Below are 25,310 nucleotides of genomic sequence, written 5' to 3'. Positions count from 1 at the left end.
TACCGTTTTAATCGTGAGCAGTGAGAATGAAAGGTACTATTGATGAAGCAAGGATTTATACTGTTTTTATTATTGTTTTCAGCCTTAACAGCCAGTGCTGCGGCACGGGCGGAAGAGCCATCGACGGCAACCACGGCCCCCTATTTACTGGCGGGTGCGCCAACCTTTGACCTGTCGATCAGCCAGTTTCGCGAAAACTTTAATACGCAGAATCCGAAGCTTATCCTGAATGAGTTCCGCGCCATCGACAGCAGTCGCGATCGAGCAAATCTCACCCGCGCAGCCAGTAAAATTAATGAAAACCTGTATGCGTCCTCCGCCCTTGAGCGCGGCACCTTAAAAATCAAAAGTATGCAGATAACCTGGTTGCCCATTCAGGGGCCAGAACAAAAAGCGGCCAAAGCGAAAGCGCTGGAATACATGATCGCCGTTATTCGCACCGTCGCGCCGCTGCAGACGAAAGAACAGAGCCAGAAAAAGCTACAAAAACTGCTCGCTGCCGGCAAAGGCAAGCGCTATTACGCAGAAACAGAAGGCGCAATTCGCTATGTTGTTGCAGACAACGGTGAAAAAGGACTGACCTTCGCTGTTGAACCGATTAAGCTGGTACTATCAGAAAGTCTTGAGAAGGCGAATTGATGACAAAAAGCAAAGCCTTTCAGGGGATGAATCTCTATACTGTTTCACAGACCATGCTGCCCTCACGGGCGGCCATATTCCTTAATTCGCTGACAAGCGTGGAGAAATGAAATGCGACATCCTTTAGTGATGGGTAACTGGAAACTGAACGGCAGCCGCCATATGGTAAACGAACTGGTTGCTAATCTGCGTAAAGAACTGGCTGGCGTTGCTGGCTGTGCAGTAGCGATCGCTCCGCCGGAAATGTATATCGACCTGGCAAAACACGCCGCTGCCGGTAGCCACATCATTCTGGGCGCGCAGAACGTTGACCTGAACCTGTCTGGCGCATTCACCGGTGAAACTTCTGCTGAAATGCTGAAAGATATCGGCGCGCAGTACATCATTATCGGTCACTCTGAGCGTCGTACTTACCACAAAGAGTCTGACGAGCTGATCGCTAAAAAATTCGCTGTGCTGAAAGAACAGGGTCTGACTCCGGTTCTGTGCATCGGTGAAACCGAAGCAGAAAACGAAGCGGGCAAAACTGAAGAAGTTTGTGCACGTCAGATCGACGCCGTTCTGAAAACTCAGGGCGCGGCAGCATTCGAAGGCGTGGTTATCGCTTACGAACCAGTATGGGCTATCGGTACCGGTAAATCAGCAACTCCAGCGCAGGCTCAGGCTGTTCACAAATTCATCCGTGACCACATTGCTAAAGCTGACGCGAAAATCGCTGAACAAGTTATCATCCAGTACGGCGGCTCCGTAAACGCAGCAAACGCTGCTGAACTGTTTGCTCAGCCGGACATCGACGGCGCGCTGGTTGGCGGTGCTTCTCTGAAAGCTGACGCCTTCGCCGTGATCGTTAAAGCAGCAGAAGCCGCTAAACAGGCGTAATGCGCGTTAATGCCTGATGGCGCTATGCTTATCAGACCTACGGAATCATGTAGGCCTGATAAGACAACGTCGCCATCCGGCATTTATTACAATTTCCCCAACACATTAAACCAGGCGTAATCCAACGGCAGAAGAAGCAGATACGTTGCCGCCGCCAGCGCGATACACAGCAGCATCCCCGCCCTCGCAGGCACTTTCCCAAGCGCCATCGCTACCACAATCGGCGAAGCCTGATACGGCAACAACGGTGTGGAATAACCCAATACCTGAATCATAATCACCGACAGCAGCGGGAACCCTGTTGCATCAGCAAAACTTTGCGCCAGCGTGGTATACAGCGCCGGGACGCCGTTCGCTGTCATAATAAAGTTGAGCGCGGTGGTAATGCCAGTCAGCGCGAGAAAGCTGGTAAACGGTTTTTCTGCATCCAGTGGCATCACCTGCAGCAACGCTTCGCCCACCGCACTGCCAATGCCGGTCTGGGTAACGGTAATCGCCAGCCCCAGAATGCCCGCCACGTAAATACAGGTCCGGATATTTACCCCAGAGGAAAACTCCTCGCCATTGATAAAACCAACCCGTGGTAGCAGCGTGATAACCGCCGCCGCCAATCCGGTCCACGCGGGGCCAATGCCGTGCCAGCTTTCGCTTACCCAAAGAAGCAACACCACCGCTAACATCCAGGCCAGACGTTTTTCATCTCCGCTCATCGGTTCCGATGGCGTGAGATCGCGCGGCGCATGAGGCTTGCCAGGGAACAGCCAGCAGATAAGCGCGATGAGAACCGCACCTTTGAGCCAGCCCAGCACCGGTGTATGCAACAGCAAATAGGGAAGATAATTGAGATGGATACCGTAAGAGCCTTCCGCCGCGCCGCTCATCACCAGATTCGGGACGTTGGCGGGTAAAATCGTCGCGGAAAGCTGGAATGTCCCAAACCCGACGGCCAGCGCCAGACCATACCAGGCGCGCGTACCATCATTAATTCCGGCTCGTTTCGCCATCGCCGCGACAATCGGCATCAGTAATGCAATACGCCCCATGTTGGACGGCATCACAAACGCCAGCGCGTAACTGAGCAGCACCACACTCGCCACCATCAACGGCCAGGAATCGGTCAACCGCGATGACAGCGCCCTCGCCGCCCTGTCCGCCAGCCCCGTTTTGCGAATCGCGATCCCCAGCACAAAGCCACTAAAGACCAGCCAGAACGCCGACGATGCAAAGCCGCCAAAAATCACATCCGCTGGCGCGATTTTGGCCACCATTGCCACGGCAAAGAACAACAGCGCGGTGATAAATTCCGGCAGCAGCGACGTAGCCCAGAGCAGGATGGTGATACCAACCACCAGAGAGGGGATAAACAGAGGGTGTGTAAGCCAGATCGACATGCCTGTCTCCTGTTGTTTTTTTCAACAAGAATACGGGGACAGGCATGCGGAGTAAACGCCAGATTAGGTGGGTCGACTGAAACCATTTATTCCATAATAGATCGGATAACTTAAATCGGAATGAACGTCCCTTAGTTTTTTGACTATCAGAACCATGTTTCTAACTGGGCGCCAAACAACAACGAACCACCGCTGTGATAACCCGTACTCCCAGGCGTATCCGTACTTGAATAATCATCCAGCGATTTATTCCAGTTCATATACGTCACAAAAAAGCGTATCTCAGGCCGTTCAAAGAAATCGGTGACATTTTGCATTTTGAATGTTGGCGCGAAGGTCAGTTTGACGTAGCTACCGCTGGTTGCTTTGTTATTGTTAAAACCTTGTGGATCGATATCCATATACTGATAACTGGTTTCATATTGCAGCGCAAAGTTTTGATTAATTTCCTGAATAAAACGCGAGTTCAGCGTTATCCAGTTATAGCGATCGTCAGTGATATAGCGATTATTGCTCGTTTGCGCCATAAATACCGGAGCCCAACTGAATTTATCCGTTAACGGGGTGATACCATAAGAGGCAAATTTAATCGTCCAGGCGTCATCAATCAGGTATCCATCTGACCCCGGAGCCCGCACCTCGGCCCCCAGCGCTTTACCATACTGCAGGATCGTTTTCGACATTCCCTCGCCTATGCCGTAAAAGCTGTCGCCATGGTACGCCAGCATCGTATTGATACCCTGTGATGCCGCTTTGTTCGTCGCTAACCCGTCGTTGATTCGTTTGTCATTATCCTTTGAATACAGACCATTAACCATCCATTGCCATGGGCCCAGACGATTATTCAGAGAAAAGGTGTAATTCTGCACGAAGGTGTTCGCCGCACCGGTCATATTGTTGTATTCAACATTCCCCATATCCTCAATATCATTGAAGTTGCGGCCATAAACCGAAAAGTTTGTTTTTACGCCATCAACAAAACTCACATCATAAATACCCGCCCCGGTCCCCACCAGACTCATCATGTCAGAATCGAGCCAGTGGATATCAAAGTTATCACGATCCTCACGCTTACCAGCCCACAGCGTTGCATTTTGAAAAGCGCCACTAAAGGAGGGCATATCGCTCATTTCCGCAAATGCCTGCCGTAAGTTCATTTCACCATTGAAGGCACTATCGGTATTATATGTTTTGTCCCATTCCGCTATTTTCATGTAATAACGTAATTTCGAATTATTGGCATATTGGTGCAAAAAGTTCATATCAGCAGTCACATACGTGTCCGCTTCATTCCCTAAACGTCCTACGCTGCCCCCGGTGCTGCCCGCTGGCGTCATGGAAGGCCCGACGGTCGTAGAGGAACCGGTTTTACCCGTCAGGATCCCCGTACGCGCATAACCGCCGAACTTAATCTCCGTCCGCTCTCCCGCCGGGGTCTCTTTGCCGAAGGACGGTGCCATAGTCAACGCAATATTCGGTTGCGATGACGATTGTGATTGTTGTATCGCCCGCAATTTTTCCTGTACCTGCGCCGTATTTCGTTCTGCCGCTGCTGCACGTTTTTCTGCACTGTCGATTTTTCGTTCCGCCTGAACCAACTGCGCTCGCGACTGCTGCAACTCCCGCTCCAGCACTTCTAACCGGGCGTTAATATCGCTGAGGGTTATGTCCGCACTTTGCGCTGTTAAAGGCAATAACAGCCCCATAAAAGCAACGTTATTGAGTTTCATAATAATCCCAAAGATGGGCAACGGATATTCGGGCAAAAGCAGACCTTACGCACCGTTGCGCATAACATAATTTATTAACAATAATTTATATCAATAATAGCTCTACATCATTCGAGGCGTAGTGAACACACGTACAACCTGAAATATGATGTTTCTATTCCTTATTTATGATTTTCTGTTTTATCTCCAGGCGCATCATTAATTTTTACGAGCAGCGTGGTCATGATAAAGGCGAGGATAAATACGGCAACGCCTACACAGATATAACTCACAACCTGATAATGATCGTAAATATACATTAATGGTGATAACAATACTGCCAGCCCATAAGAATTGGCTTTTATAGACAATAATGATAATACCATTCCGCCAAGCGCGGAGCAGATAAGCATTATAGCGATAGCACGAATTCCTGTTCGCATCACAATACCAAATAGCGCAGGTTCTGAGACACCAAGAAGTTGCGTCGCGGTTGCGGAAATACCAGCCGTTTTAAATGATGGACTGCGTGATTTCAATGAAATAGCAAGACACACGGCAGCATTGGCGAAGCCATACATCGCGCAGACGGTGATTAAAGGGTTAAACCCTGTGCCCGCTATCAGGGAGGTTTCAATCATAATGAACATATGATGCATCCCGGTCATGACGGCTATCGGGTAGAGGAATCCAATTAGCAATCCACCAATTCCTGCAGGTAAAGAAAGGAATTGCTGTATAGCTAAGATCGCGTAATGTTCAAAACCATGAACTAATGGCCCTAATACAAGTAAAGCAATGGACACCGACAGCAAAATGACCACAAACGGCGTAAAGATAAGGTCCATCGAATCTGGCATAACCTTCCGCAATACAATCTCCAGTTTCGCACCGATAATGCCAGTGATGAGCGCCGTTAAAATTGAGCCCTGATAGCCCACCAGTGGAATAAAGCCAAAGACATAAATTGGGTTCGCATTACCGTAGGCGACGTCATAAGCGTTAGGCAATGCCGGTGAAACCAGCATCAGGCCAATCAAAAATCCAACGATCGGCGTCCCGCCAAATTTTTTAAATGCCGACCAGCAGATAAACGCTGCCAAAAAGGCAAATGCCGTATCGCACAGCACCGTGGTCAGGGTTTTCAGGTACAGAGGAATATTGTCAGCATTACTCCCAAACCAGGCCAGTACGGTATCGTTGAATAGTACCCCTTTCAGACCAAGGAACAGGCCGGTTGCCCCGAGAATGGGGACAATGGGCACAAACACGTCCGATAAATTGCGTATACCACGTTGTAAGCGATTTCCGCTCTGCTGGATCATCTCCTCTTTGCTGACCTCAGTAACATTAAAAGCGGCGGCAAACTCACTATAGACTTTATTAACGATTCCAGTACCAAGGATAATCTGGTATTGCCCAGAATTAAAAAATACGCCCTTTACATCACTAATACTGCGGATTTTTTCGTCATTAATACGCTCACGGTCTTTTACTTGCAAGCGTAATCGGGTGGCGCAATGGGTGGCCGAAATAATATTATCAATGCCAATTGTATCGACAATCTCAACGGCAATTTTTTTAAACTTGCTCATTTGTTACACACTCTTTAATGATAATTGTCTGGTAGGGTTTCAGGTTAGAATCAATGCTGTCATAGTTATTAAGCAGAACTTCCCCAACCGGAATCACATAAGATAATGGAGTATTACTCATATTGGTTATGGAAATAAGACGCTGATTATCGGTATGCCGTGCATACGCGACGATGTCATCACTGTGGGTTTCTAACGGGCTAAAATTGCCATAAATCAACACTTCTGGATATTCAAGATTACGTAGCTGAATCAGACGTTGATAAAAATGGAACACGGAATCTGAACGATGTCGCTGCTCTTCAGCGTTAATCTCAAAATCACGGTGGGTGAATTCCAGCCACGGCTGTGCTCCCGAATTGAAGCCTCCATTAATCGTTTTAGCCCACGGGAACGGCGTTCGTGAGTTATCCCGGGAACGTTGATTAATAAACTCCAGTGCCTGGGCAGAAGTAAAACCCTCCGTGAGTGCGCGATGATAGTTATCAATACTGGAAATATCGTCGAACTGCTCAATGCGAGTCCGATTGAAATTTTTCATTCCCAGCTCCTGGCCCTGATAAATAAAAGGCGTTCCGTGCATGAAGAAATACATGGCCGCCAGGGCTTTAGCACCTGTTTCATTTTGAAATACCGGATCGCGGATCAATTTTGAAAGTGCGCGGGGCTGGTCGTGGTTTTCGATAAATGTCGTTCCCCAGCCGGATGCGATAAACGCTTGCTGGCTGGCAAAGAGCGCCTGTTTAAACTCTTTCACGGTCCAGTCACGTCGACGGAACCATTCAGAACCATTTTCCACATCGATATCGGCAGCATGAAAATCGAAGATCATGTCGAAATAGCCCTGCGGCCCGATAAACTGACCGTAATCCGCTAGCGGTACGCCCGGCGCTTCCCCAACGGTAACGCAGCCAAAACGCTGAAAAGTGCGTTCTTTTAGCTCGTTAAGAAAAACCTCAATCCCGGGGCGGTTGCGTGATTTCCATTTTATCGATACCAGGCCGTCAATCCCATCGGCAGGCAAGGAACCATAATCCTGGTCTTTCTTAATGAAGGTGATGGCGTCAACCCGAAAACCCGCAATGCCTTTCTCTAGCCACCAGGTGATCATGGCGTAAATCTCTTCCCGTAACGCCGGGTTTTCCCAGTTAAGATCGGGCTGTTTGCGGTGAAAGGTGTGCAGATAGTAACACGCTTCACCCGCTACTTTTTCCCACGCGCTGCCGCCGAAAATAGAGCGCCAGTTATTTGGCGGCGCATCGTTGATGGCGGGTTTGAAAATATAGTAATCGCGATATTTCGACTGGGGCTGCGCCAGCGCCTGCGTAAACCAGGGATGCTCATCGCTGGTATGGTTTATAACCAGATCAATCATGACCTGAATACCATGTTCTTTGGCGCACGCAATGAGATTTTCCACATCCTGCATATCGCCAAAATCCGGATTTACGGCATAGTAATCCGCAATATCATACCCATTATCCGCCATCGGTGACTGATAAAATGGCGAAACCCAAATCATGGTGATTCCCAGTTCTTGCAGATAAGGCAATTTAGCGATGATTCCCTGGATATCACCAATACCGTCATTGTTACTATCGTAAAAACTCTTTGGGTAGACCTGGTAGATCACCGCCTCCTTCCACCACGCGTGGCGGTTTTTTTCCATCTTTGGCATAACATCCCCTGATATATGAAATCGATACCATATCGAATTAAAAAAAATTTATGCCGACTGTCGAATCACTAACTCTGGTCTCAACTCGGCCGGATCATACTTGTATTGCTGCCCATTGATTAACGCCAGCATATACTCTGCCGAAATCCTGCCCAGAGCCACGATGGGCTGACTGACGGTCGTTAACGGAATATTGAGCATTTCAGCCACGGGTAAATTATCGAACCCGATAACCGCCAAATCTTCCGGTATTTTCATACCGTTCATGGTCAGAGTGCCTATCACTCCGCAGGCAACTTCATCACTTCCGGTGAAAATGGCGTCCGGGCGCTCCTCAGGCATCATTTGCAGGATCTGAAGTGCAATCTCCTGACCATCATGATAAGTATGCTGTTCACGAAATAACCAACGTTCATTGACGGTCAACCCCATCTCGTTCATCGCCGCCAAAAAACCGTTGTTTCTTCGGCTACCATGCCCCTTTTGCTGAAATTTTCCGCCAGTGGCGTACGCAATACGGCGATAACCTTTTGCCATTAAGTAGCGAATCGCATGATAGGTTGCGTTCCGATCGTCTACCCGAACCACCGGCAGAGTCGTCATTTCACCACCGGTATTACACAACAAAATCGGGCCATATTTTTCATATTCTTCAATAACATGCGATTCGCTTTCCATTGCACAAAGGATCAGCCCATCGATGATTTTTTTCTTTAACAGATCCAGACAGTTCTTTTCTTCTCCAGGGCTGTTGTGGTTCTGAACAATCAGCACCGAGTAACCATTTTTACGCGCGGTACTTTCCAGCGCATCAACCAGACTGGCAAAGAAAGGGTTAGTGATCCGCGAAATCAGTACGCCAATACGCTGGCTTTTCACGCCACGCATCTGCTGCGCCGCGGTGCTGGGTTCATAATCCAGCGCTTTCATCGCTGCCAGAATTTTTTCCCTTTTATCTTCAGAAATATAGGGATGGTTATTAAGAAACCGGGAGACGGTGGTTATTGATAAACCTGCTTTTTCAGCAACATCTTTAATCGTGGCCATGGCGTATTATGAAATCGATATCATGTAATCATCAGAATAAGGGGGGAAGGACAGAGAAAATACTACAATGTTTTGAAAATATGATTGCTATCACAAAGTAAAATAATCTCTTCCTCGTCGCGGGGGAAAATTTGCCTGCCTCCTATTCCGCTTGATCCTGAACTGTGTTTAACTTAGCTAAACCGGTTTAGCACTGTTTAGCTAAAAGAGGAATTATGGTGAGCAGAAAAGTTTGGGTCCTTGGGGATGCTGTCGTTGATTTATTGCCGGATGGTGAAGGGTGCCTGCGACAGTGTCCCGGCGGCGCGCCAGCGAATGTGGCAGTTGGCGTGGCCCGTCTGGGCGGGGACAGCGGATTTATCGGTCGCGTTGGCGATGATCCTTTTGGTCATTTTATGCTCCAGACGCTGAAACAAGAAAACGTCGACGTCGGGTACATGTCTGTTGATGGTGAGCATCGGACATCCACCGTCGTGGTCGCACTCAATGAAGACGGCGAACGAACTTTCACGTTCATGGTTCGCCCCAGTGCTGATTTATTCTTACAGCAACGCGATTTGCCACTATTCACTTCCGGGCAATGGTTGCATATTTGCTCAATTGCACTCAGCGCAGAACCGAGTCGCAGCACAGCTTTTGCCGCAATGGAAAAGATAAAATATGCGGGAGGCTACATTAGCTTCGACCCAAATATCAGGGCCGATCTGTGGCGTGATGAGCAACTGCTGCGTGACAACATTCAACGCGCGTTGACCATGGCAAATGTAGTTAAACTGTCGGAAGAAGAGTTGGTGTTTATCAGCGCCAGTGATGACCCGTCCGAGGGCGTGCGCTGGATGATGGAGCGTTACCAGCACGACCTCCTGATGGTAACCCGAGGTAAAGAAGGGGTCATAGTGGCCTTTCGTGGGCAGGTTTTGCATTTCCCTGCTCGCCCGACGATCAGCATTGATACCACTGGCGCTGGCGATGCTTTTGTCGCAGGTTTACTCTTCAGTCTGGCGGCACATGGACTTCCACAGAATGCGCAGTCTCTGGAAAAAAGCATCACGTTGGCACAAACCTGCGGTGCGCTGGCGACCACCGCCAAAGGTGCAATGACGGCGTTACCTCGTCTGTCAGACCTTGCGTAGTGCATTTTTCGAGGCAAGAATGATGTCAATACTCATCTCATTCCTCATTAAATCGGTTTAGCATGGTTGATTAAAGTCAGCCCCCTCACCTGAGATGGCCACGTTTAATACTGGCCAGGTTTTATTCTCTGCGGGCGCCGTACCGATAGCGAAATCAATCACTGATACAACGCAAGGTTGTAACTAAACGATAAAATGGACGTGAACTAATGTCATTACCTTCCCGACTGCCTGAAATTTTGCAGGCGGTAATGCAAGGCCAGCCCCGCGCGTTGGCTGATGACCATTATCCTCACTGGCACCATGCGCCGGTGACCGGATTAATGAACGATCCTAATGGATTTATCGAATTCGCTGGCCGATACCATCTGTTTTACCAGTGGAATCCTTTCGCTTGCGATCATACCTTTAAATGCTGGGGGCACTGGAGCTCTGCTGACCTAATCCACTGGCGGCATGAACCAATTGCCCTGATACCAGATGAGGAGTATGACCGTAATGGCTGTTACTCCGGTTGTGCAATAGATCATGAAGGGATCTTACGTCTTTTCTATACCGGCAACGTCAAGTTTGCCGATGGGGCGCGCACGGCGTGGCAATGTCTGGCGACACAGTGCGAAAATGGAGCGTTCAGTAAACAAGGTCCGGTATTGCCGCTCCCGACGGGATACACTGGCCATGTGCGCGACCCAAAAGTCTGGTGGCATCACGATCGCTGGTATATGGTGCTGGGCGCTCAGGATCTGCAGTTGCGGGGGAAAGTGTTACTGTTCAGCTCCACAAACCTACAGCAGTGGCTTAGCCATGGCGAAATAGCGGGCCACGGCCTTAATGGCCTCTCCAGCGGCGGCTATATGTGGGAATGCCCCGATCTTTTTCCCCTCAACGGGACGGATATTCTCATCTGCTGCCCACAGGGATTACCACGTGAAGAATACCGCTTCCTCAACACCTATCCCGCCGTGTGGATGCAGGGGCAGCTCGATTACGCTCGCTCCGCGTTTGAGTGTAGTGAACTCCATGAACTGGACAGCGGCTTTGAATTTTATGCTCCGCAAACCTTGCTATCGAGCGATGGCCGTCGTCTGCTGATAGGATGGATGGGCGTTCCGGACGGCGAGGAGCTGTCGCAGCCAACCTGCGCGCAGGGATGGATTCACCAAATGACCTGCCTGCGTGAACTCACCTGGCGTAATGGCACGCTATACCAGACCCCGGCGCGGGAACTTGCGGCACTTCGCGGCGAAATGCAAGGCTGGCAAGGGGGCGTATTGCGCTTAGTGCCAATGGAGTTGGCTTTTGATATCGCCTGCGGCGACGAACTGACCATCGACTGTGCTGGCGCGTTGCATCTCCGCGTTAACGGTGATGGCTTACGGCTCTCACGCCAAAGTCTACAAACTGCGGAAATCCATCATCGTTACTGGCGCGGGACGGTGTGCCATCTGCACATTTTAATTGACCGCTCCAGCATAGAGATTTTCATCAACCACGGCGAAGGAGTAATGAGCAGCCGTTTTTTCCCCGATTATCCAGGAGAACTCACTTTCACGGGTAGCACACCAGTTGCATTCCGTTACTGGCCGCTTCTGCCACACATGATAGAATAAATACCTTGAGTTTAAATGACTTTTCCGTGATGAAAACCAGACGCGTTACTATCAAAGATATTGCCGAAATGGCTGGGGTATCAAAAGCGACAGCCAGCCTGGTGTTGAGTGGCCGTGGCAAAGAGATGCGCGTCGCGCAAGAGACGCGTCAACGCGTGCTGACCATCGCCCTCGAACAGCACTATCAACCGAGTATTCACGCCCGTTCATTACGCGATAATCGTAGCCATACTATTGGTCTTGTCGTGCCAGAAATGACCAACTACGGCTTCGCCGTTTTTTCACATGAACTAGAAATGCTGTGCCGTGAGGCTGGCGTGCAGTTGCTGATTGCCTGTACGGATGAAAATCCGGCGCAGGAAAGCATCGCGGTAAATAATATGGTCGCTCGTCAGGTTGATGGCCTGATTATCGCCTCCTGCCTGCATAGCGATGCCGACTACCGGAAACTAAGCCAGCAATTGCCAATAGTGCTGTTTGACCGCTGCCCGGGAAAAAGCGATCTGCCACTGGTCATGACCGACTCCATTACGCCTACGGTCGATCTTATCTCACGTATCGCCCAAAAGCATCGAGACGAATTCTGGTTCCTCGGCGGCCAACCGAGATTATCCCCCACCCAGGACCGGCTGGCGGGCTTTACTCAAGGTTTGATAAAGGCTGGCGTCGAGCTGCGTCCGGAGTGGGTGATTAACGGCAGTTTCCATCCCAGTTCAGGCTATGAGATGTTTGCGGCCCTTTGCGCACGCTTAGGGCGCCCGCCAAAAGCGGTGTTTACCGCCGCCTGTGGGTTGCTGGAAGGGGTGCTGCGCTATATGAGCCAACATCATTTACTGGCTAGCGATATTCATCTGGCCAGCTTCGACGATCATTATCTGTACGACTCACTCTCTGTGCGCATCGATACTATTCAGCAGGATAACAAGCTGTTAGCCTGGCACTGCTTCGAACTGCTTAATCAATTGATTAATGGCGAAACGCCGCAGTCCCGGCAACGATGTTTACCGGCTACTTTGCAGCTTCGCTTTAGATAAGTATGGCCGTGGCAATAGCTCTTAATACTTATATAGGTTTCCATTAAATAACTCAGCCGGATCACCGTTTCCTGCTGTGTTTCATCTCTGTCTACCACACAGGAACGATCAGCAAACGTAACTGATTAATAACAACACTCGTTATACGCACATGAGAAGTCCCTTTAATTCATATTCCTGGCTTACTCTGAAATAAGAACCCTGCCAGACAATCAAACTAATTTTGAGAATTTGCCAACAGCTTACAGTCGTGATCCTGAATTTCCTCAGCGGAGGCGAGATTGAGCGCCAGCAGATTGCGCTGGGTTGCCAGCAGAACAAAAGACTCATCGCTCTGACGCACCATCGCCATCGCATAGCTGCCCATATGTTCACGCGCATCCGGCACCTCTTCTGCCAGCATCATAAATGGACTGCGTTGCGCCAGTTCATTTTCCGTGACGCGACGCGCCAGATATTCATGACCGCGCAGTCCACCCGGTAAAGGCAGCCAGCGAGTACTGATTTTCGCCAGGTTGTCATCAAGCTGTTGTCTGACATCGGTTCGCAGGCAGGAGATATGAATATGCAGATGATTTTGTGTACGCCCGCTACGCGAGTTAATGGTCAGAGAGACCGCTTTGTCAGGGATTTCGTGGCCGTATTTTTGGCTCATAAAGCTACGCGCCTGCCAGGCCAACCAGAAAAAGTTCGGCGTGCCTGATTTTAACAGCAGTGGGCTTTCTGTACCGTTGATGCGGTAAGTGGGCATCAACAAATATTGCAAAGGGCCATTTCGGTCTTTGAACACCGCATATCCGGCATCTGGCTTCACTTCTGCGCACGGCGCAGGATCCTGCTGCTGCAACTGGTGTGGCAGGCATTGCTGAAGAACAATCTTGCGTAATGCGTCCGGGTTGCCGGTAAATTTCCAGTACCCGATACCTGCAGCGACGGCAACAACCATTACCGCCAGAAAAAGATAGCCTGCTTTTTTCATTACGCGTTTCCTGTATCCCATTGAAGGGCAAGAGTAACGCAAAACCATGACAAATAAAAAATCCGGTTGCGTTAAGCCACCGGGTCGGTAAATCACAGAATTATTTAGCGTTTGCTGATCTGATCGAACGTACCGCCGTTAGAAAAGTGCTCTTTCTGCGCTTTTGTCCAGCCGCCAAACTCTTCGTCGATGGTGAACAGCTTCAGCTTCGGAAATGCGTTTTCGTATTTCTTCGCAACGTCTGCATCACGTGGACGATAGTAGTTTTTCGCTGCAATGTCCTGACCTTCCGGGGAGTAGAGATACTTCAGATAAGCCTCCGCCACCGCTTTGGTGTCTTTCTTTTCCACCACTTTATCGACCACGGAAACGGTCGGCTCCGCGAGGATAGATTCACTCGGCGTCACTATCTCGAATTTGTCTTTGCCCAGCTCGTTCGTTGCCAGCAGCGCTTCGTTTTCCCAGGCGATCAGCACATCACCGATACCGCGTTCTACAAAGGTATTGGTTGAACCACGCGCACCGGAATCCAGCACTTCAACGTTCTTATACAGGGCCTTCACGAAGTCTTGTGCCTTGGCCTGATCGTTGTTGTTGTGGTGTAAAGCGTAGCCCCATGCCGCCAGATAATTCCAGCGTGCGCCACCTGAGCTTTTCGGGTTTGGTGTAATCACTGACACGCCGGGTTTGATCAAATCGTTCCAGTCATGAATTTGTTTGGGGTTGCCTTTGCGGACCAGGAACACGATGGTGGAGGTGTAAGGCGCAGAGTTATCCGGCAAGCGCTTAATCCAGTTTTTATCAATTCGACCACGTTCAGCAATGGCATCAACATCATAAGCCAGTGCGAGCGTCACAACATCGGCTTCAATGCCGTTGATGACGGAGGTTGCTTGCTTACCCGAACCGCCGTGCGACTGACGGATCACAACGTTGTCACCTGTTTCTTTCTTCCAGTGCGTGCTGAAGGCTTTATTGTACTGCTCGTACAGCTCACGCGTTGGATCGTACGATACGTTAAGTAGCTGAATATCCTTTGCCAGAACGCTGGTCGATGCCAGCAATAATGTTAACCCTACGCCCCATTTGTTCATCGCCCAGCTCTCTTATGTGATGTTGTAATGAGCAAAGCGTGCCAGAAAGGCATCCAAACATTAAAGAATAAAAAAAGATTTGCTATAACTTCGAGGAATAAAACTGAGGGGTTGCCGGATGGCGGCTAGCGCCTAACCCGGCCTACAACGTGTACTCTTGTCGGCCCGGTAAGCAAAGCGCCACCGGGCAACAAAAAGCAATCAGTACAGTTTTTTCGCGCAGTCCATCCAGTCACCTTTGAACGGACGCTTCATATTTTCGATAGCGTCGATGATGTCGTGGTGAACCAACTGCTCGTTCTGAATACCAACACAGCGACCGCCGTGACCTTCCAGCAGAAGTTCGATGGCATAGGCGCCCATGCGGGATGCCAGAATACGGTCGTAAGGAACCGGGGAACCACCACGCTGAATGTGGCCCAGCACGGTTGAACGCGTTTCGCGGCCCGTTTCCTTCTCGATGTAATGCGCCAGTTCGTCAACGTCACACATGTGCTCAGTGATCGCTACGATTGCGTGTTTTTTGCCCTTCGCGATGCCGGCTTTGATTTCAGCAACCAGATCGTCACGGCTGAATTCCACTTCCGGAACCACCACGAACTCACAACCCCCGGCAATTGCAGCCGCCAGGGTCAGATCGCCACAGTAGCGCCCCATCACTTCAACGATGGAAATACGCTGGTGAGAAGAAGAGGTATCACGCAGACGGTCAATCGCTTCAACTACGGTACCCAGCGCGGTGAAGTAACCGATGGTGTAGTCAGTACCTTTGATATCGTTGTCGATAGTGCCCGGCAGACCGATGCAGGGGAAGCCCATTTCAGTCAGGCGTTTCGCCCCCAAATAAGAACCGTCACCACCGATAACAACCAGCGCATCAATGCCACGCTTTTTCAGGTTTTCGATAGCCACCGCACGGACGTTTTCGTCGCGGAATTCCGGGAAACGGGCTGAACCGAGGAAAGTACCGCCACGGTTGATCATGTCGGACACGCTATAACGGTCAAGTTGAACCATACGGTCTTCATACAAACCCAGGTAGCCATCATGGATCCCCATGACTTCCAGCCCTTCCGTCAACGCTGCACGTACAACACCACGGATTGCTGCGTTCATGCCCGGCGCATCACCGCCGCTTGTCAACACACCGATTTTCTTAATCATGACTACCTCTGAACTTGGAATGCAAAATGAAATCTGCTGCCGGAAGTCGATTCCGCATATCGAAACGATCCAACGAATATGCAGATAGTATAACAATCACTTTCTGCTGAATTGATTCAGGTCAGGCCGAATGGTGGTAATTTATACACAAAATGCTGGCCTGGTTCACTTTTTTTACAACGAATCATGAAAGCTTAAACATCTTGCCTTCCTTGGGTACGACCGAACAGGGATCCTGATGAATGATGACATCTGATCCCGGGAAACGCCGTAAAATTGCCTGCTCAACCTCTTCAGCCACTAAATGCGCCTGAACGAGCGGCAGATTGTCTTCCATTTCCAAATGAATCTGAATAAAGCGGGTCGGCCCTGACTGCCGCGTGCGAAGATCATGGGCGCCACTGACTCCAGGCCATGACGTCACGATATCAATAATTTCCTGACGTTCTTCATCGGGTAAAGCGCGATCCAGCAAGGACTGCACCGCCTCATATCCCATGCGTAATGCGCTAAATAAAATATAGATGCCAATCCCAAGCGCAAACAAGGCATCAGCACGATGCCAGCCGTACCATGCCAGGCCAAGCGCCAAGAGAATTGCACCGTTCATCATAACATCAGACTGATAATGAAGCATATCCGCCCGAACGGCCTGACTTTGCGTGCGTTTCACCACCCAGCGCTGAAACGAGACCAGAATGATTGTACACACTAACGCAATGATGGTGACCGCCACCCCAACACCAGGATCTTTCATTGGCGTGGGTTGGATGAGATGCTGAATCCCGGTCAGGAATAAAAACAGCGCCGAACCGGAAATAAACATGCTTTGCGCCAGTGCAGCCAGTGATTCCGCTTTTCCGTGTCCGAACGTATGTTCATCATCGGCCGGTTGCAGCGAATAGCGCACCACTAACAGGTTGGTTAACGACGCCGCGATGTCCACCAAAGAATCCACCAATGCAGCCAGAATACTGACCGATCCGGTGTACCACCACGCAAAAATTTTGATCAAAAGTAACAGCGTTGCCATCACGGTAGCCGCGATTGCAGCCCGGCTAACCAGCCGTCCATAAGTATGATTCATAAACACTCCCGCCAGAATATGCCGCTAGTATAACGGATGAAGTAAAACAGTCAGGCAATAACCGAGTGACAAATTTTGGGCAAAAAAAACCACATCATGTGGGGGAAGACAGGGATGGAATGTTGTAGCAATACATAACACACTTAAATTAGAAATTTATTCTAATAAAAAATCTACATTACGGCCTATCTTACAGCCGGATCAGCATGATCCATACACCACCTGAATACGTTTTATTCTGAATTTTTGAGACCTCTCTATAACTCTTCCAATGCTCATTTACTTTAGATGTACGATAAACACTCAATCAACATATCTTGAGGGATTAAGATGGCGTATTACCCTAATTCTATTGACTGGCAACCGATCAAGGAAGGAGGTCTGCGTAGGCTAAGGCTTGGCGAGATAAATCTTGCAAACTCGCTCTTTGGTTTCAGCATTCTTTACCAGCAAGTTTGGGTTCATCTGGAAAGTTATCTTCCTTTTGATAGTCAAAACCCCGGCCAGGCGATGACGCCCAATGGCGAAATGTGGTTTAGAAAAATAAAATACGAAGATGATTTCTCGATGCCTACAAAACAGCCAACTCCAAATGCCCAGCATCTATTTTTACATGAAATGATGCATGTTTGGCAGCACCAATATGGAATGTGGGTACGAACACGCGGAGCGTTCTCATGGGCAGCTGATTATACATACAGTCTAAATGAGAAAAACTTACTTGATTACGGACTGGAGCAGCAAGCATCCTTAGTCAGCGATTACTGGTTGTTAAAGCATTATGGGTTTGATGGGCATAGCGATCTGTATGTTTACCGTGATTATGACCCAGAAGAACCGGTGCTGGAGTTAATTCAGAAATATGAAAAGGTACTAGGGGACTTTCCGATATGAAGAAATCGATCACTTTTCTCCCTTTACTTTTATTTCTCGCCGGGTGCCCAGGGAAAGATAGAGAGGGTGCAGAGTCCGGCGAAAGACGGGCGATCTACGTAGACAACAATCGTGTTTGCTTTACCACTGATAAAAACGATGTGTTAAACCGCTATATTCTGTCAACTAATAGTATAGAAAATAAAAAATTATTAGTTGGCGATTTTAAGCATCTCACCTACCCAAGTACCTGCTTTACGGTAAATTTAGAAAAAGGGTTAGTGTATGGCGCAAGCTATACCTTAAATGGAAAAAATCACTACTACACCTTTATCATTACCAATGATGGCATTGTGTTGGATTTAGGAAAAAGCTAAGCATTATTATCAGAGTACACGGCCCTACATAGAGGCAGTAAGTTACATTGAGGTCAGCCACACATAACAAAAGCGTTTATACGCTCCAAATATCTTCTGTAAGTAGCTGCTTGTCTTTGGTAATTCGCTGTAATTTGGGCAAAAAAAACCCCCACATCATGTGGGGGAAGACAGGGATGGTGTCTATGGCAAGGAAAACAGGGGTACTACTGGGAACGTGAGTTGCTACTACTCAATAAATTTAACGATGAGCTTTGTTTCCATTGCGCTACGTCGCGCAGTTGCTCCATTCGTTGTTCATGTTTCTCATTTAAAACCGCTTGCTGCTCGGGCGTTAACAGGCGATACATCTGATTGCGAATCCTGGCTATTTCAACCTGGCGAGCAACCTGTTCTTGCGCCATTCTTTCTGCCTGAGCGCGCACAGCGCTTTCATCAAATTTCTCTGCGGTGACAAGGCGATGCATTGTCTCCATTTCGCTAACATTAACAGGAGGCTGTTCGTGTCTTGCCTGCTGCATTAAATCTCGCATCTGTTGACGTTGATGTTCGGTTAAACTGATACCGTCAAACATGTGGCTCTGTACGCTGCGTTGCGATGAGCCATCACCCAGGTGCCAGTGATCGCCGGTGACGACTTCAGCTGCATGGCTTAAAGTACTGAATGCCAGCGTTGAGGCCATGACGGCAGCGGTAACTTTGCCCATCACTTGCTCCCAAAATCTTTTCTGTCGCGATTCAACGAGAGACAGTTTACGATTCGGGCTGCAAACATGCGTCAGGGGGTGTAAAACAACGTAAAGTCATAGATTAGCGACGCCTGATGACGTAATTTCTGCCTCGGAGGTACGTAAACAATGAATAAAATCCTGTTAGTTGATGATGACCGAGAGCTGACTTCCCTGTTAAAGGAGCTGCTCGAAATGGAAGGTTTCGATGTGCTGGTTGCCTATGATGGGGAACAAGCGCTTGAGCTTCTTGATGACAGCATCGATTTACTTTTGCTCGACGTCATGATGCCGAAGAAAAACGGTATTGATACGCTGAAAGCACTTCGTCAGACACACCAGACTCCCGTAATCATGCTGACCGCTCGCGGCAGCGAATTGGATCGCGTACTTGGCCTTGAACTGGGTGCGGACGACTATTTACCTAAACCGTTCAACGACCGTGAACTGGTCGCGCGCATCCGCGCTATTCTGCGTCGCTCGCACTGGAGTGAGCAGCAGCAGAACAGCGACAACGGTTCGCCGACGCTGGAAGTGGATGCGTTAAGCCTTAACCCGGGCCGCCAGGAAGCCAGCTTTGATGGGCAAATCCTGGAGTTAACCGGCACCGAATTCACCCTGCTCTATTTGCTGGCACAGCATCTTGGTCAGGTGGTTTCGCGTGAACATTTGAGCCAGGAAGTCCTGGGCAAACGCCTGACGCCTTTCGATCGCGCGATCGACATGCATATCTCGAACCTGCGTCGTAAGCTGCCAGAGCGTAAAGACGGACACCCGTGGTTTAAAACTCTGCGTGGTCGCGGCTACCTGATGGTCTCCGCTTCATGATAGGGAGCTTAACCGCACGCATCTTTGCCATCTTCTGGTTGACGTTGGCGCTGGTGTTGATGTTGGTGCTGATGTTACCCAAGCTCGATTCACGTCAGATGACCGAGCTACTGGACAGCGAGCAGCGCCAAGGGTTGATGATTGAGCAACACGTTGAAGCTGAACTGGCGAACGACCCACCCAACGATTTGATGTGGTGGCGTCGCTTGTTTCGGGCAATAGACAAGTGGGCGCCGCCAGGACAGCGGTTATTGCTTGTTACGACGGAAGGACGCGTGATCGGCGCAGAACGCAACGAAATGCAGATCATTCGTAACTTTATTGGTCAGGCCGATAACGCCGACCATCCGCAAAAGAAAAAATACGGTCGCGTTGAGATGGTCGGGCCTTTCTCCGTCAGAGACGGGGAAGATAACTACCAGCTGTATCTCATTCGACCTGCCAGCAGCTCACAATCAGATTTTATCAACCTGCTGTTCGACCGACCGCTGTTGTTGCTGATTGTCACTATGTTAGTCAGCTCTCCGCTATTGCTCTGGCTTGCCTGGAGCCTGGCGAAACCGGCGCGAAAATTGAAAAATGCGGCGGATGAAGTGGCCCAGGGCAACCTGCGTCAACATCCGGAACTGGAAGCGGGTCCGCAGGAGTTTCTGGCGGCAGGCGCCAGCTTTAACCAGATGGTGACGGCGCTGGAGCGAATGATGACCACGCAGCAACGCCTGCTGTCGGACATCTCTCACGAATTGAGAACGCCGTTAACCCGTCTGCAACTGGGCACTGCGCTGCTGCGCCGTCGTAGCGGTGAGAGTAAAGAGCTGGAGCGTATTGAAACCGAGGCGCACCGGTTGGACAGCATGATCAACGACCTGCTGGTGATGTCGCGTAATCAGCAGAAAAACGCGCTGGTCAGTGAAACGGTGAAAGCCAATCAGCTGTGGGGCGAAGTGCTGGATAACGCCGCCTTTGAAGCGGAGCAGATGGGTAAATCGCTCACGGTGAATTTCCCGCCGGGTCCGTGGCCGCTGTATGGTAACCCAAATGCGCTGGAAAGCGCGCTGGAAAACATTGTGCGCAATGCCCTGCGCTATTCACACACGAAGATCGAAGTGGGCTTCGCGGTGGATATCGACGGGATCACCATCACTGTAGACGATGATGGCCCGGGCGTAAGCCCTGAAGACAGAGAACAGATTTTCCGTCCGTTCTATCGTACCGATGAAGCCCGCGATCGCGAGTCTGGCGGAACTGGTCTGGGTCTGGCGATTGTTGAAACCGCAATCCAGCAGCATCGCGGCTGGGTGAAGGCCGAAGACAGCCCGCTGGGTGGTTTACGGCTGGTGATTTGGTTGCCGCTGTATAAGCGTTCTTAACAGACTTCCCCGGTAATTATATTACCGGGGAAGCTCTCACCTTATGCCGCTGCCGTTGCAGTCGCCAACTTTTGCTTTTTAATCCGCTTCACCAGAATAGTCGAGCAGACAAAGCCCATTAAGCTGAACGCAATCATTACGCTAAATACATAGTTGTATCCCGTGATGCCGCTATTGGTATCCAGAAGATAGCCGTATAACGTATACGCAAACATGGCTGGCATGTAGCCAATGATACAGCCAAACGCCATTGCCGAACCGGCATACTCGCGCGGGGTACCAATCTCATCCATCGGCGCGAAGAAAATGGCACGCTGGGAGAAAATAATCGCCCCAAACCCTAATGTCGCCGCCATGCCGATATACACATTCATTGTTTGATGCGGCAATTGCATGAAAACAAGCATCGCCACGGCGGAAATCAGAAATGTCCACTTCAGGTATATTGTCGGCGATTTAGCCACCTTGTCCGCCAGTAGCCCACCAATCGGCCCTCCCACCATTTTCAACGCATACTGATTGATGATGCCGTAAGCGCCAACGAGGGCTACCGGAAGCATATAGATATCTTTCAAGAACGGGATGAAGTAGGTCAGCCCACAGTATGCAGCGTAAACGAAGAAAATCCCTAGTGAAGCCAGCCAGACGTTAGGACAGGACAACACATGCTTGATACCCTTTAACACTTCCATGTTGGCACTGGTTTTCTCGCCACCTTTAACTTCGTCATTATCGACAATAAAGTACGTCACAATACCTGCCGCAATGGTGATGAGCGTATAAAACAACAGCCCCGCCTGCATGCCTGCTTTCCCCTCACCAAACTGGACGAAGACAAACAGGGCACCAGAAGCGACAATGACGTCTACCACACCGCGTCCGGCCTCTAAAAAGCCAAACATACGACCTTGTTCTTCTTTCGTGCCCAGCAGACGTACGGCTTTCAGCAATACCGGCCAATAAACCACATCGGCAAAGAACGCCATTGCAGCAAAGCAAATGAGATAACCGGTAAATGATGGTAGCGTCGCCAAATATAAGCCGCAAAGCCCAACACCAATGAGACCTAATGGTAATAATATTTTCTTAGAATAACGATCTGCGATATAGAGCGAAAGAAAAAGCCCGGTTGTCTGAACAATCGTATAAACCGTAAAACTCAAGCCAATTTGCGTATTGGTTAAGCCCCAGTCATCTTGCATTGGCACATAGAAAACATCTTTCATACTTGAAAGTTTAAATATTGTGCCGCCGCCTAAAATTAAAAAACAGAGTCTTGCCCATTTATTCATGAACATGATTAAACCCTCATTGCTTGTTGAGAGAAATATTCAGTTAAAAATATTTAACTAATAAAGTAGATAGACTATTTGCATAATCCTTTTTACATATTAATAATATTAAGGAAATTTATTGATTAGTTATAAATTTATCGCATAAAGTACGAATATATTTTATTTGTGCAAGAGCATGTTCTTTTTCCAACGCTAGTCGCGCGTCAATCTTGTCACTCTCGGGCAGCGGTGTATAACTTGCATCACGCCATGGGATCCAGGGGTTATCACCTTCATCATCGAAGCGAAATGCTGGAGCATAATAATCAACTTCTTCTTCCAGACCAAAAGCATAGACTTGCGGCTTATCTTCACCTAAAAGTAATAATGCCTTAAGCATCTCTTCCATTGGTAAGTCACCATACCCTGATCGACAAGCCTCATGCCCCCAACCTTTACCTTCTTTAATAATTTTAGCGTCTTTGATATGCACCTGAGTGATCAAAGGAGACATGATTTCTAACGCAGAAAGCGGCTGCTCATTGGCATTAATCATGTTGCCAAAATCAAACAGAATAGAGAGATTCTTCATTCCACTATTTTTAACCAGCGTCACCAACTCATGACTTTGCAGGTCTTCATGTTGTTCAATAGTAAAGCTTAGCCCGCAGTCGTCATACCGGGACAACCACGCGATATCTTTAGCAATCTTCGTCATAACATCGTTGAGATGCCCTTCATAGCGCGGGTAGAAACGTACTGACGTTGCGCCAGTCGCCATCGCAATACGGATCGCATCCGTCAACGTCTCTTGGTCCGATGCGCTCGTTTCAATATGTACATCCAGGTTATATTGTTTGGCTTTCTCTTTAAAGTCGTGTAACTGCCGATCGTTCAGTTTCTGTAGTGATTGGGATTCACCATCTTCAACATGTATTTTCACGCCCTTTAATTTTTGCTGGTGCGCAATATCCAGAAGATCGCCCGGAAGGACTCTCTCATAACGCATATTCAGATGAAAAGCATAAGCATGTAGATACAGTGGTATATTTCTCGCACGTTCAGCAAGAAGTTCCTGGTTAAATTTATCCATTATTTCTCTCATTCATCACGAATAACAAGTTCCACTGATTCAAGTCGCCAATACTCAAAGTCAACCTGAACCACTTTTTTATCTCGGGTGGCCCGATGTTTTTCTACTAAAATTCCATACGTATTAGGCGCAACGCCCAGTTCTTTGCAGGCCACTTCTGGCATATTGACCGGTTTAAAGATCATTTCTTTGATGTTTAAAATATGACCATATACATCTTCCCAGACGCTTGCAAAAGACTGAGTACCCAGTTTGTTAATAAATTCTGGCGCAATATCGGCATCAATATAGGATTCATGGTAAAACACTTTATGCGAATCAAGCCCACACCAGCCGGTAACTAAATAACGTTCGCCGGAGGAGAGAAAAACCTCTTCAACATGATGCGGAACGGTCTCAATCGTTTCTTTGGTTAAATAATCCCAAAAAGGTTTACGACCCTGAGCACAGGCTTCAGCATTGAAACTGGAAAGTGATTTAGGGTTATAAATAAATCGCTTCGACGAAATAAACCAACCACTGCGGTTCTTTCGGAAAATACGTGCATCGATCTCAAGCTCAATCAGAACCTGACGTAAGGTCATGCGCTTCGCATCCAGCAACTCACATAACTCTCTCTCTGAGGGCAACTTGGAGCCCGCTGGCAAATTATTCTCGTTTAACCAGCTTTCAAAGCGCTCTCTGAGAACATCAACATTGTTTTTCTTTTTCATTTTTCTCAATCTGGTTTAAACCAATTTGAAGCTAAGATATTTGAGTGCAGGAAATACTCAAGTTTTTTTTCAACGCAGAGTTTCTTTTTGTGGGCCAGGTATCAAGAATGCCCTGAAAGCATGGTGTGGCAGGGGGGGTTTTTACCCGCTTTAGTACGCAGAGATAAGTGCTACGAGAGAAGTAAATCAGGTGTCACCACCTGATTTAATTGCATGAACAGAGTGAGTCTATTTTCCCCACAAACGGCGGGAATTGTCTTCGATTTTGCCGCTTAAACGACGCTTTTGCATCGTTCTGGTCCAGCTTTTCGATAGCCCGGCAGCCGACAATAAACGGTGATATTGCGAGTCATCAAACGGCATATGCCAGGCAATAGCAATCGCCTCCCGCACACTGACGTCGCTCACGCGTGACGCCAGGATCAACGGCGCGTCTGCCGATACCAGCCCGGGCGCGATAACGCTGCACAGCCAGCCTGTCTTGCCCGCATCCTGCATCTGGCTGGCCATATCGCTGATGCCAAAATGGAAATTTAGCTTGAAGCACGGCGAGCGTGGCTGCGTGACCTGAATCAACGCTTCCCCCCACTGGAAAATATCGCCAATATACACATTATCTTCCGTCAGCCCCTCAGTAGAGAGGTTCTCACCAAAAGCAGGCGCAACGAACAATTCCGTCTGTTCAGGAAAGGCTTGTTTCCAGTGCTGATAGTGTTCACGCGGATAGTGACACAAGGCGCGATCTGGCCCGCCGTGAATTTTCTTTTCCGCCTGCTCATCACCCGTCAGCCCCAGTTCAGTCAGCATCAACTCGCCGTCAACCTGAACCTTAGCAATCGCACTGGGACGGCTTCCCGTGTAGTCCCGAACTTTGCCTGTAAAAACATCGACCGGATATCGCATCTGTTCCCTCTCCCGATAAATTTCCACCATTACACCACATTTATTTTATCCCAGTCGCTCAAAATGAGAGCACGGTTCACATGAAAATTAGGGACACATGCTATCAATACAA

General features: G+C 49.0%; 23 protein-coding genes. 9 read left to right on the top strand and 14 right to left on the bottom strand.

All coding sequences use genetic code 11. The features are described 5' to 3' along the window. Window positions 1-42: 42 nt before the first annotated feature. Complete coding sequence (locus OGY15_RS23945; RefSeq protein ID WP_151218440.1) at window positions 43-639, top strand: DUF1454 family protein; 597 nt, start codon at window positions 43-45, stop codon at window positions 637-639. A gap of 111 nt (window positions 640-750) precedes the next feature. Then, entirely contained in the window at window positions 751-1,518 is a 768-nt protein-coding gene (tpiA, locus tag OGY15_RS23940; RefSeq protein ID WP_003028783.1) for a triose-phosphate isomerase, read from the top strand. 86 nt (window positions 1,519-1,604) lie between these two features. Here tpiA and OGY15_RS23935 read toward each other — a convergent pair whose 3' ends face one another. The 5 genes from OGY15_RS23935 to OGY15_RS23915 all read right to left on the bottom strand — a co-directional run bounded on the left by OGY15_RS23935 (window position 1,605) and on the right by OGY15_RS23915 (window position 8,938). After that, the gene (locus OGY15_RS23935) at window positions 1,605-2,909 is read right to left on the bottom strand and encodes an SLC13 family permease (RefSeq protein ID WP_151218439.1); all 1,305 of its coding nucleotides are present in this window, start codon (window positions 2,907-2,909) and stop codon (window positions 1,605-1,607) included. A 146-nt stretch (window positions 2,910-3,055) separates the two neighbouring features. Then, window positions 3,056-4,639 carry a carbohydrate porin gene (locus OGY15_RS23930; protein WP_151218438.1) on the bottom strand — a complete coding sequence of 528 codons (1,584 nt, stop codon included), beginning with the start codon at window positions 4,637-4,639 and terminating at the stop codon, window positions 3,056-3,058. A 161-nt stretch (window positions 4,640-4,800) separates the two neighbouring features. Beyond that, window positions 4,801-6,213 carry a PTS transporter subunit EIIC gene (locus OGY15_RS23925; RefSeq protein ID WP_187254025.1) on the bottom strand — a complete coding sequence of 471 codons (1,413 nt, stop codon included), beginning with the start codon at window positions 6,211-6,213 and terminating at the stop codon, window positions 4,801-4,803. Further along, window positions 6,200-7,891, bottom strand: coding sequence for an alpha-glucosidase (locus tag OGY15_RS23920; RefSeq protein ID WP_247605075.1), 1,692 nt, complete (start codon window positions 7,889-7,891; stop codon window positions 6,200-6,202). Before OGY15_RS23920 ends, OGY15_RS23925 begins: the two co-directional genes overlap by 14 nt. A 48-nt stretch (window positions 7,892-7,939) precedes the next feature. Further along, window positions 7,940-8,938, bottom strand: a complete 999-nt coding sequence (locus OGY15_RS23915) for a LacI family DNA-binding transcriptional regulator (protein WP_151218437.1) — start codon at window positions 8,936-8,938, stop codon at window positions 7,940-7,942. A 218-nt stretch (window positions 8,939-9,156) separates the two neighbouring features. Here OGY15_RS23915 and cscK point away from each other — a divergent pair, with 218 nt between their 5' ends. The 3 genes from cscK to OGY15_RS23900 all read left to right on the top strand — a co-directional run bounded on the left by cscK (window position 9,157) and on the right by OGY15_RS23900 (window position 12,715). Next, window positions 9,157-10,071, top strand: a complete 915-nt coding sequence (cscK, locus tag OGY15_RS23910; protein WP_151218480.1) for a fructokinase — start codon at window positions 9,157-9,159, stop codon at window positions 10,069-10,071. A 209-nt stretch (window positions 10,072-10,280) separates the two neighbouring features. Beyond that, window positions 10,281-11,681 (top strand): sucrose-6-phosphate hydrolase, encoded by a 1,401-nt coding sequence (locus OGY15_RS23905; RefSeq protein WP_151218436.1) that lies wholly within the window; start codon window positions 10,281-10,283, stop codon window positions 11,679-11,681. A 29-nt stretch (window positions 11,682-11,710) separates the two neighbouring features. Further along, a complete protein-coding gene (locus OGY15_RS23900; RefSeq protein ID WP_286541444.1) occupies window positions 11,711-12,715 on the top strand; it encodes a substrate-binding domain-containing protein in 1,005 nt (334 codons plus the stop codon). 217 nt (window positions 12,716-12,932) lie between these two features. Here the strand turns inward: OGY15_RS23900 and OGY15_RS23895 are convergent, their stop codons facing one another. The 4 genes from OGY15_RS23895 to fieF all read right to left on the bottom strand — a co-directional run bounded on the left by OGY15_RS23895 (window position 12,933) and on the right by fieF (window position 17,039). After that, the gene (locus OGY15_RS23895; protein ID WP_286541383.1) at window positions 12,933-13,694 is read right to left on the bottom strand and encodes a CDP-diacylglycerol diphosphatase; all 762 of its coding nucleotides are present in this window, start codon (window positions 13,692-13,694) and stop codon (window positions 12,933-12,935) included. A 104-nt stretch (window positions 13,695-13,798) separates the two neighbouring features. Beyond that, entirely contained in the window at window positions 13,799-14,788 is a 990-nt protein-coding gene (sbp, locus tag OGY15_RS23890) for a sulfate/thiosulfate ABC transporter substrate-binding protein Sbp (protein WP_151218434.1), read from the bottom strand. Window positions 14,789-14,989: 201 nt separating this feature from the next. Continuing rightward, the gene (pfkA, locus tag OGY15_RS23885) at window positions 14,990-15,952 is read right to left on the bottom strand and encodes a 6-phosphofructokinase (protein ID WP_151218433.1); all 963 of its coding nucleotides are present in this window, start codon (window positions 15,950-15,952) and stop codon (window positions 14,990-14,992) included. Between the two features lie 184 nt (window positions 15,953-16,136). Next, on the bottom strand, window positions 16,137-17,039 hold the full coding sequence (gene fieF, locus OGY15_RS23880) for a CDF family cation-efflux transporter FieF (protein ID WP_151218432.1): 903 nt from the start codon (window positions 17,037-17,039) through the stop codon (window positions 16,137-16,139). 330 nt (window positions 17,040-17,369) lie between these two features. Here fieF and OGY15_RS23875 point away from each other — a divergent pair, with 330 nt between their 5' ends. Both OGY15_RS23875 and OGY15_RS23870 read left to right on the top strand, forming a co-directional pair. Next, window positions 17,370-17,933: a type IV secretion protein Rhs gene (locus OGY15_RS23875; RefSeq protein ID WP_286541378.1), complete on the top strand. Its 564-nt coding sequence runs from the start codon at window positions 17,370-17,372 to the stop codon at window positions 17,931-17,933. Continuing rightward, window positions 17,930-18,289, top strand: coding sequence for a putative T6SS immunity periplasmic lipoprotein (locus tag OGY15_RS23870; RefSeq protein WP_151218431.1), 360 nt, complete (start codon window positions 17,930-17,932; stop codon window positions 18,287-18,289). The genes OGY15_RS23875 and OGY15_RS23870 overlap by 4 nt, the downstream gene beginning before the upstream one ends. Before the next feature lie 206 nt (window positions 18,290-18,495). Here OGY15_RS23870 and cpxP read toward each other — a convergent pair whose 3' ends face one another. Further along, complete coding sequence (cpxP, locus tag OGY15_RS23865) at window positions 18,496-18,996, bottom strand: cell-envelope stress modulator CpxP (protein ID WP_151224158.1); 501 nt, start codon at window positions 18,994-18,996, stop codon at window positions 18,496-18,498. A gap of 150 nt (window positions 18,997-19,146) precedes the next feature. Here cpxP and cpxR point away from each other — a divergent pair, with 150 nt between their 5' ends. Together cpxR and cpxA are read left to right on the top strand one after the other, a co-directional pair. Continuing rightward, complete coding sequence (gene cpxR / locus OGY15_RS23860; protein WP_003028763.1) at window positions 19,147-19,845, top strand: envelope stress response regulator transcription factor CpxR; 699 nt, start codon at window positions 19,147-19,149, stop codon at window positions 19,843-19,845. After that, window positions 19,842-21,215, top strand: coding sequence for an envelope stress sensor histidine kinase CpxA (cpxA, locus tag OGY15_RS23855; RefSeq protein WP_003840485.1), 1,374 nt, complete (start codon window positions 19,842-19,844; stop codon window positions 21,213-21,215). The genes cpxR and cpxA overlap by 4 nt, the downstream gene beginning before the upstream one ends. A gap of 41 nt (window positions 21,216-21,256) precedes the next feature. Here cpxA and OGY15_RS23850 read toward each other — a convergent pair whose 3' ends face one another. From OGY15_RS23850 to yiiM, 4 genes are all read right to left on the bottom strand, one after another. Next, a complete protein-coding gene (locus OGY15_RS23850; RefSeq protein WP_286541442.1) occupies window positions 21,257-22,507 on the bottom strand; it encodes an MFS transporter in 1,251 nt (416 codons plus the stop codon). A gap of 118 nt (window positions 22,508-22,625) precedes the next feature. Continuing rightward, window positions 22,626-23,582, bottom strand: a complete 957-nt coding sequence (locus OGY15_RS23845; protein ID WP_286541375.1) for a sugar phosphate isomerase/epimerase family protein — start codon at window positions 23,580-23,582, stop codon at window positions 22,626-22,628. Between the two features lie 8 nt (window positions 23,583-23,590). Next, window positions 23,591-24,295, bottom strand: a complete 705-nt coding sequence (locus OGY15_RS23840; protein WP_187254020.1) for a GntR family transcriptional regulator — start codon at window positions 24,293-24,295, stop codon at window positions 23,591-23,593. Between the two features lie 228 nt (window positions 24,296-24,523). Continuing rightward, window positions 24,524-25,198 carry a 6-hydroxyaminopurine reductase gene (gene yiiM / locus OGY15_RS23835; RefSeq protein WP_151218428.1) on the bottom strand — a complete coding sequence of 225 codons (675 nt, stop codon included), beginning with the start codon at window positions 25,196-25,198 and terminating at the stop codon, window positions 24,524-24,526. Between the last annotated feature and the right edge of the window lie 112 nt (window positions 25,199-25,310).

The sequence above is a fragment of the Citrobacter sp. Cu231 genome, assembly GCF_030332265.1.
GTDB classification, from domain to species: domain Bacteria; phylum Pseudomonadota; class Gammaproteobacteria; order Enterobacterales; family Enterobacteriaceae; genus Citrobacter; species Citrobacter meridianamericanus.
The sequence above is the reverse complement of the archived record's forward strand: the minus strand, read 5'-3'. Positions and strand labels throughout refer to the sequence as shown.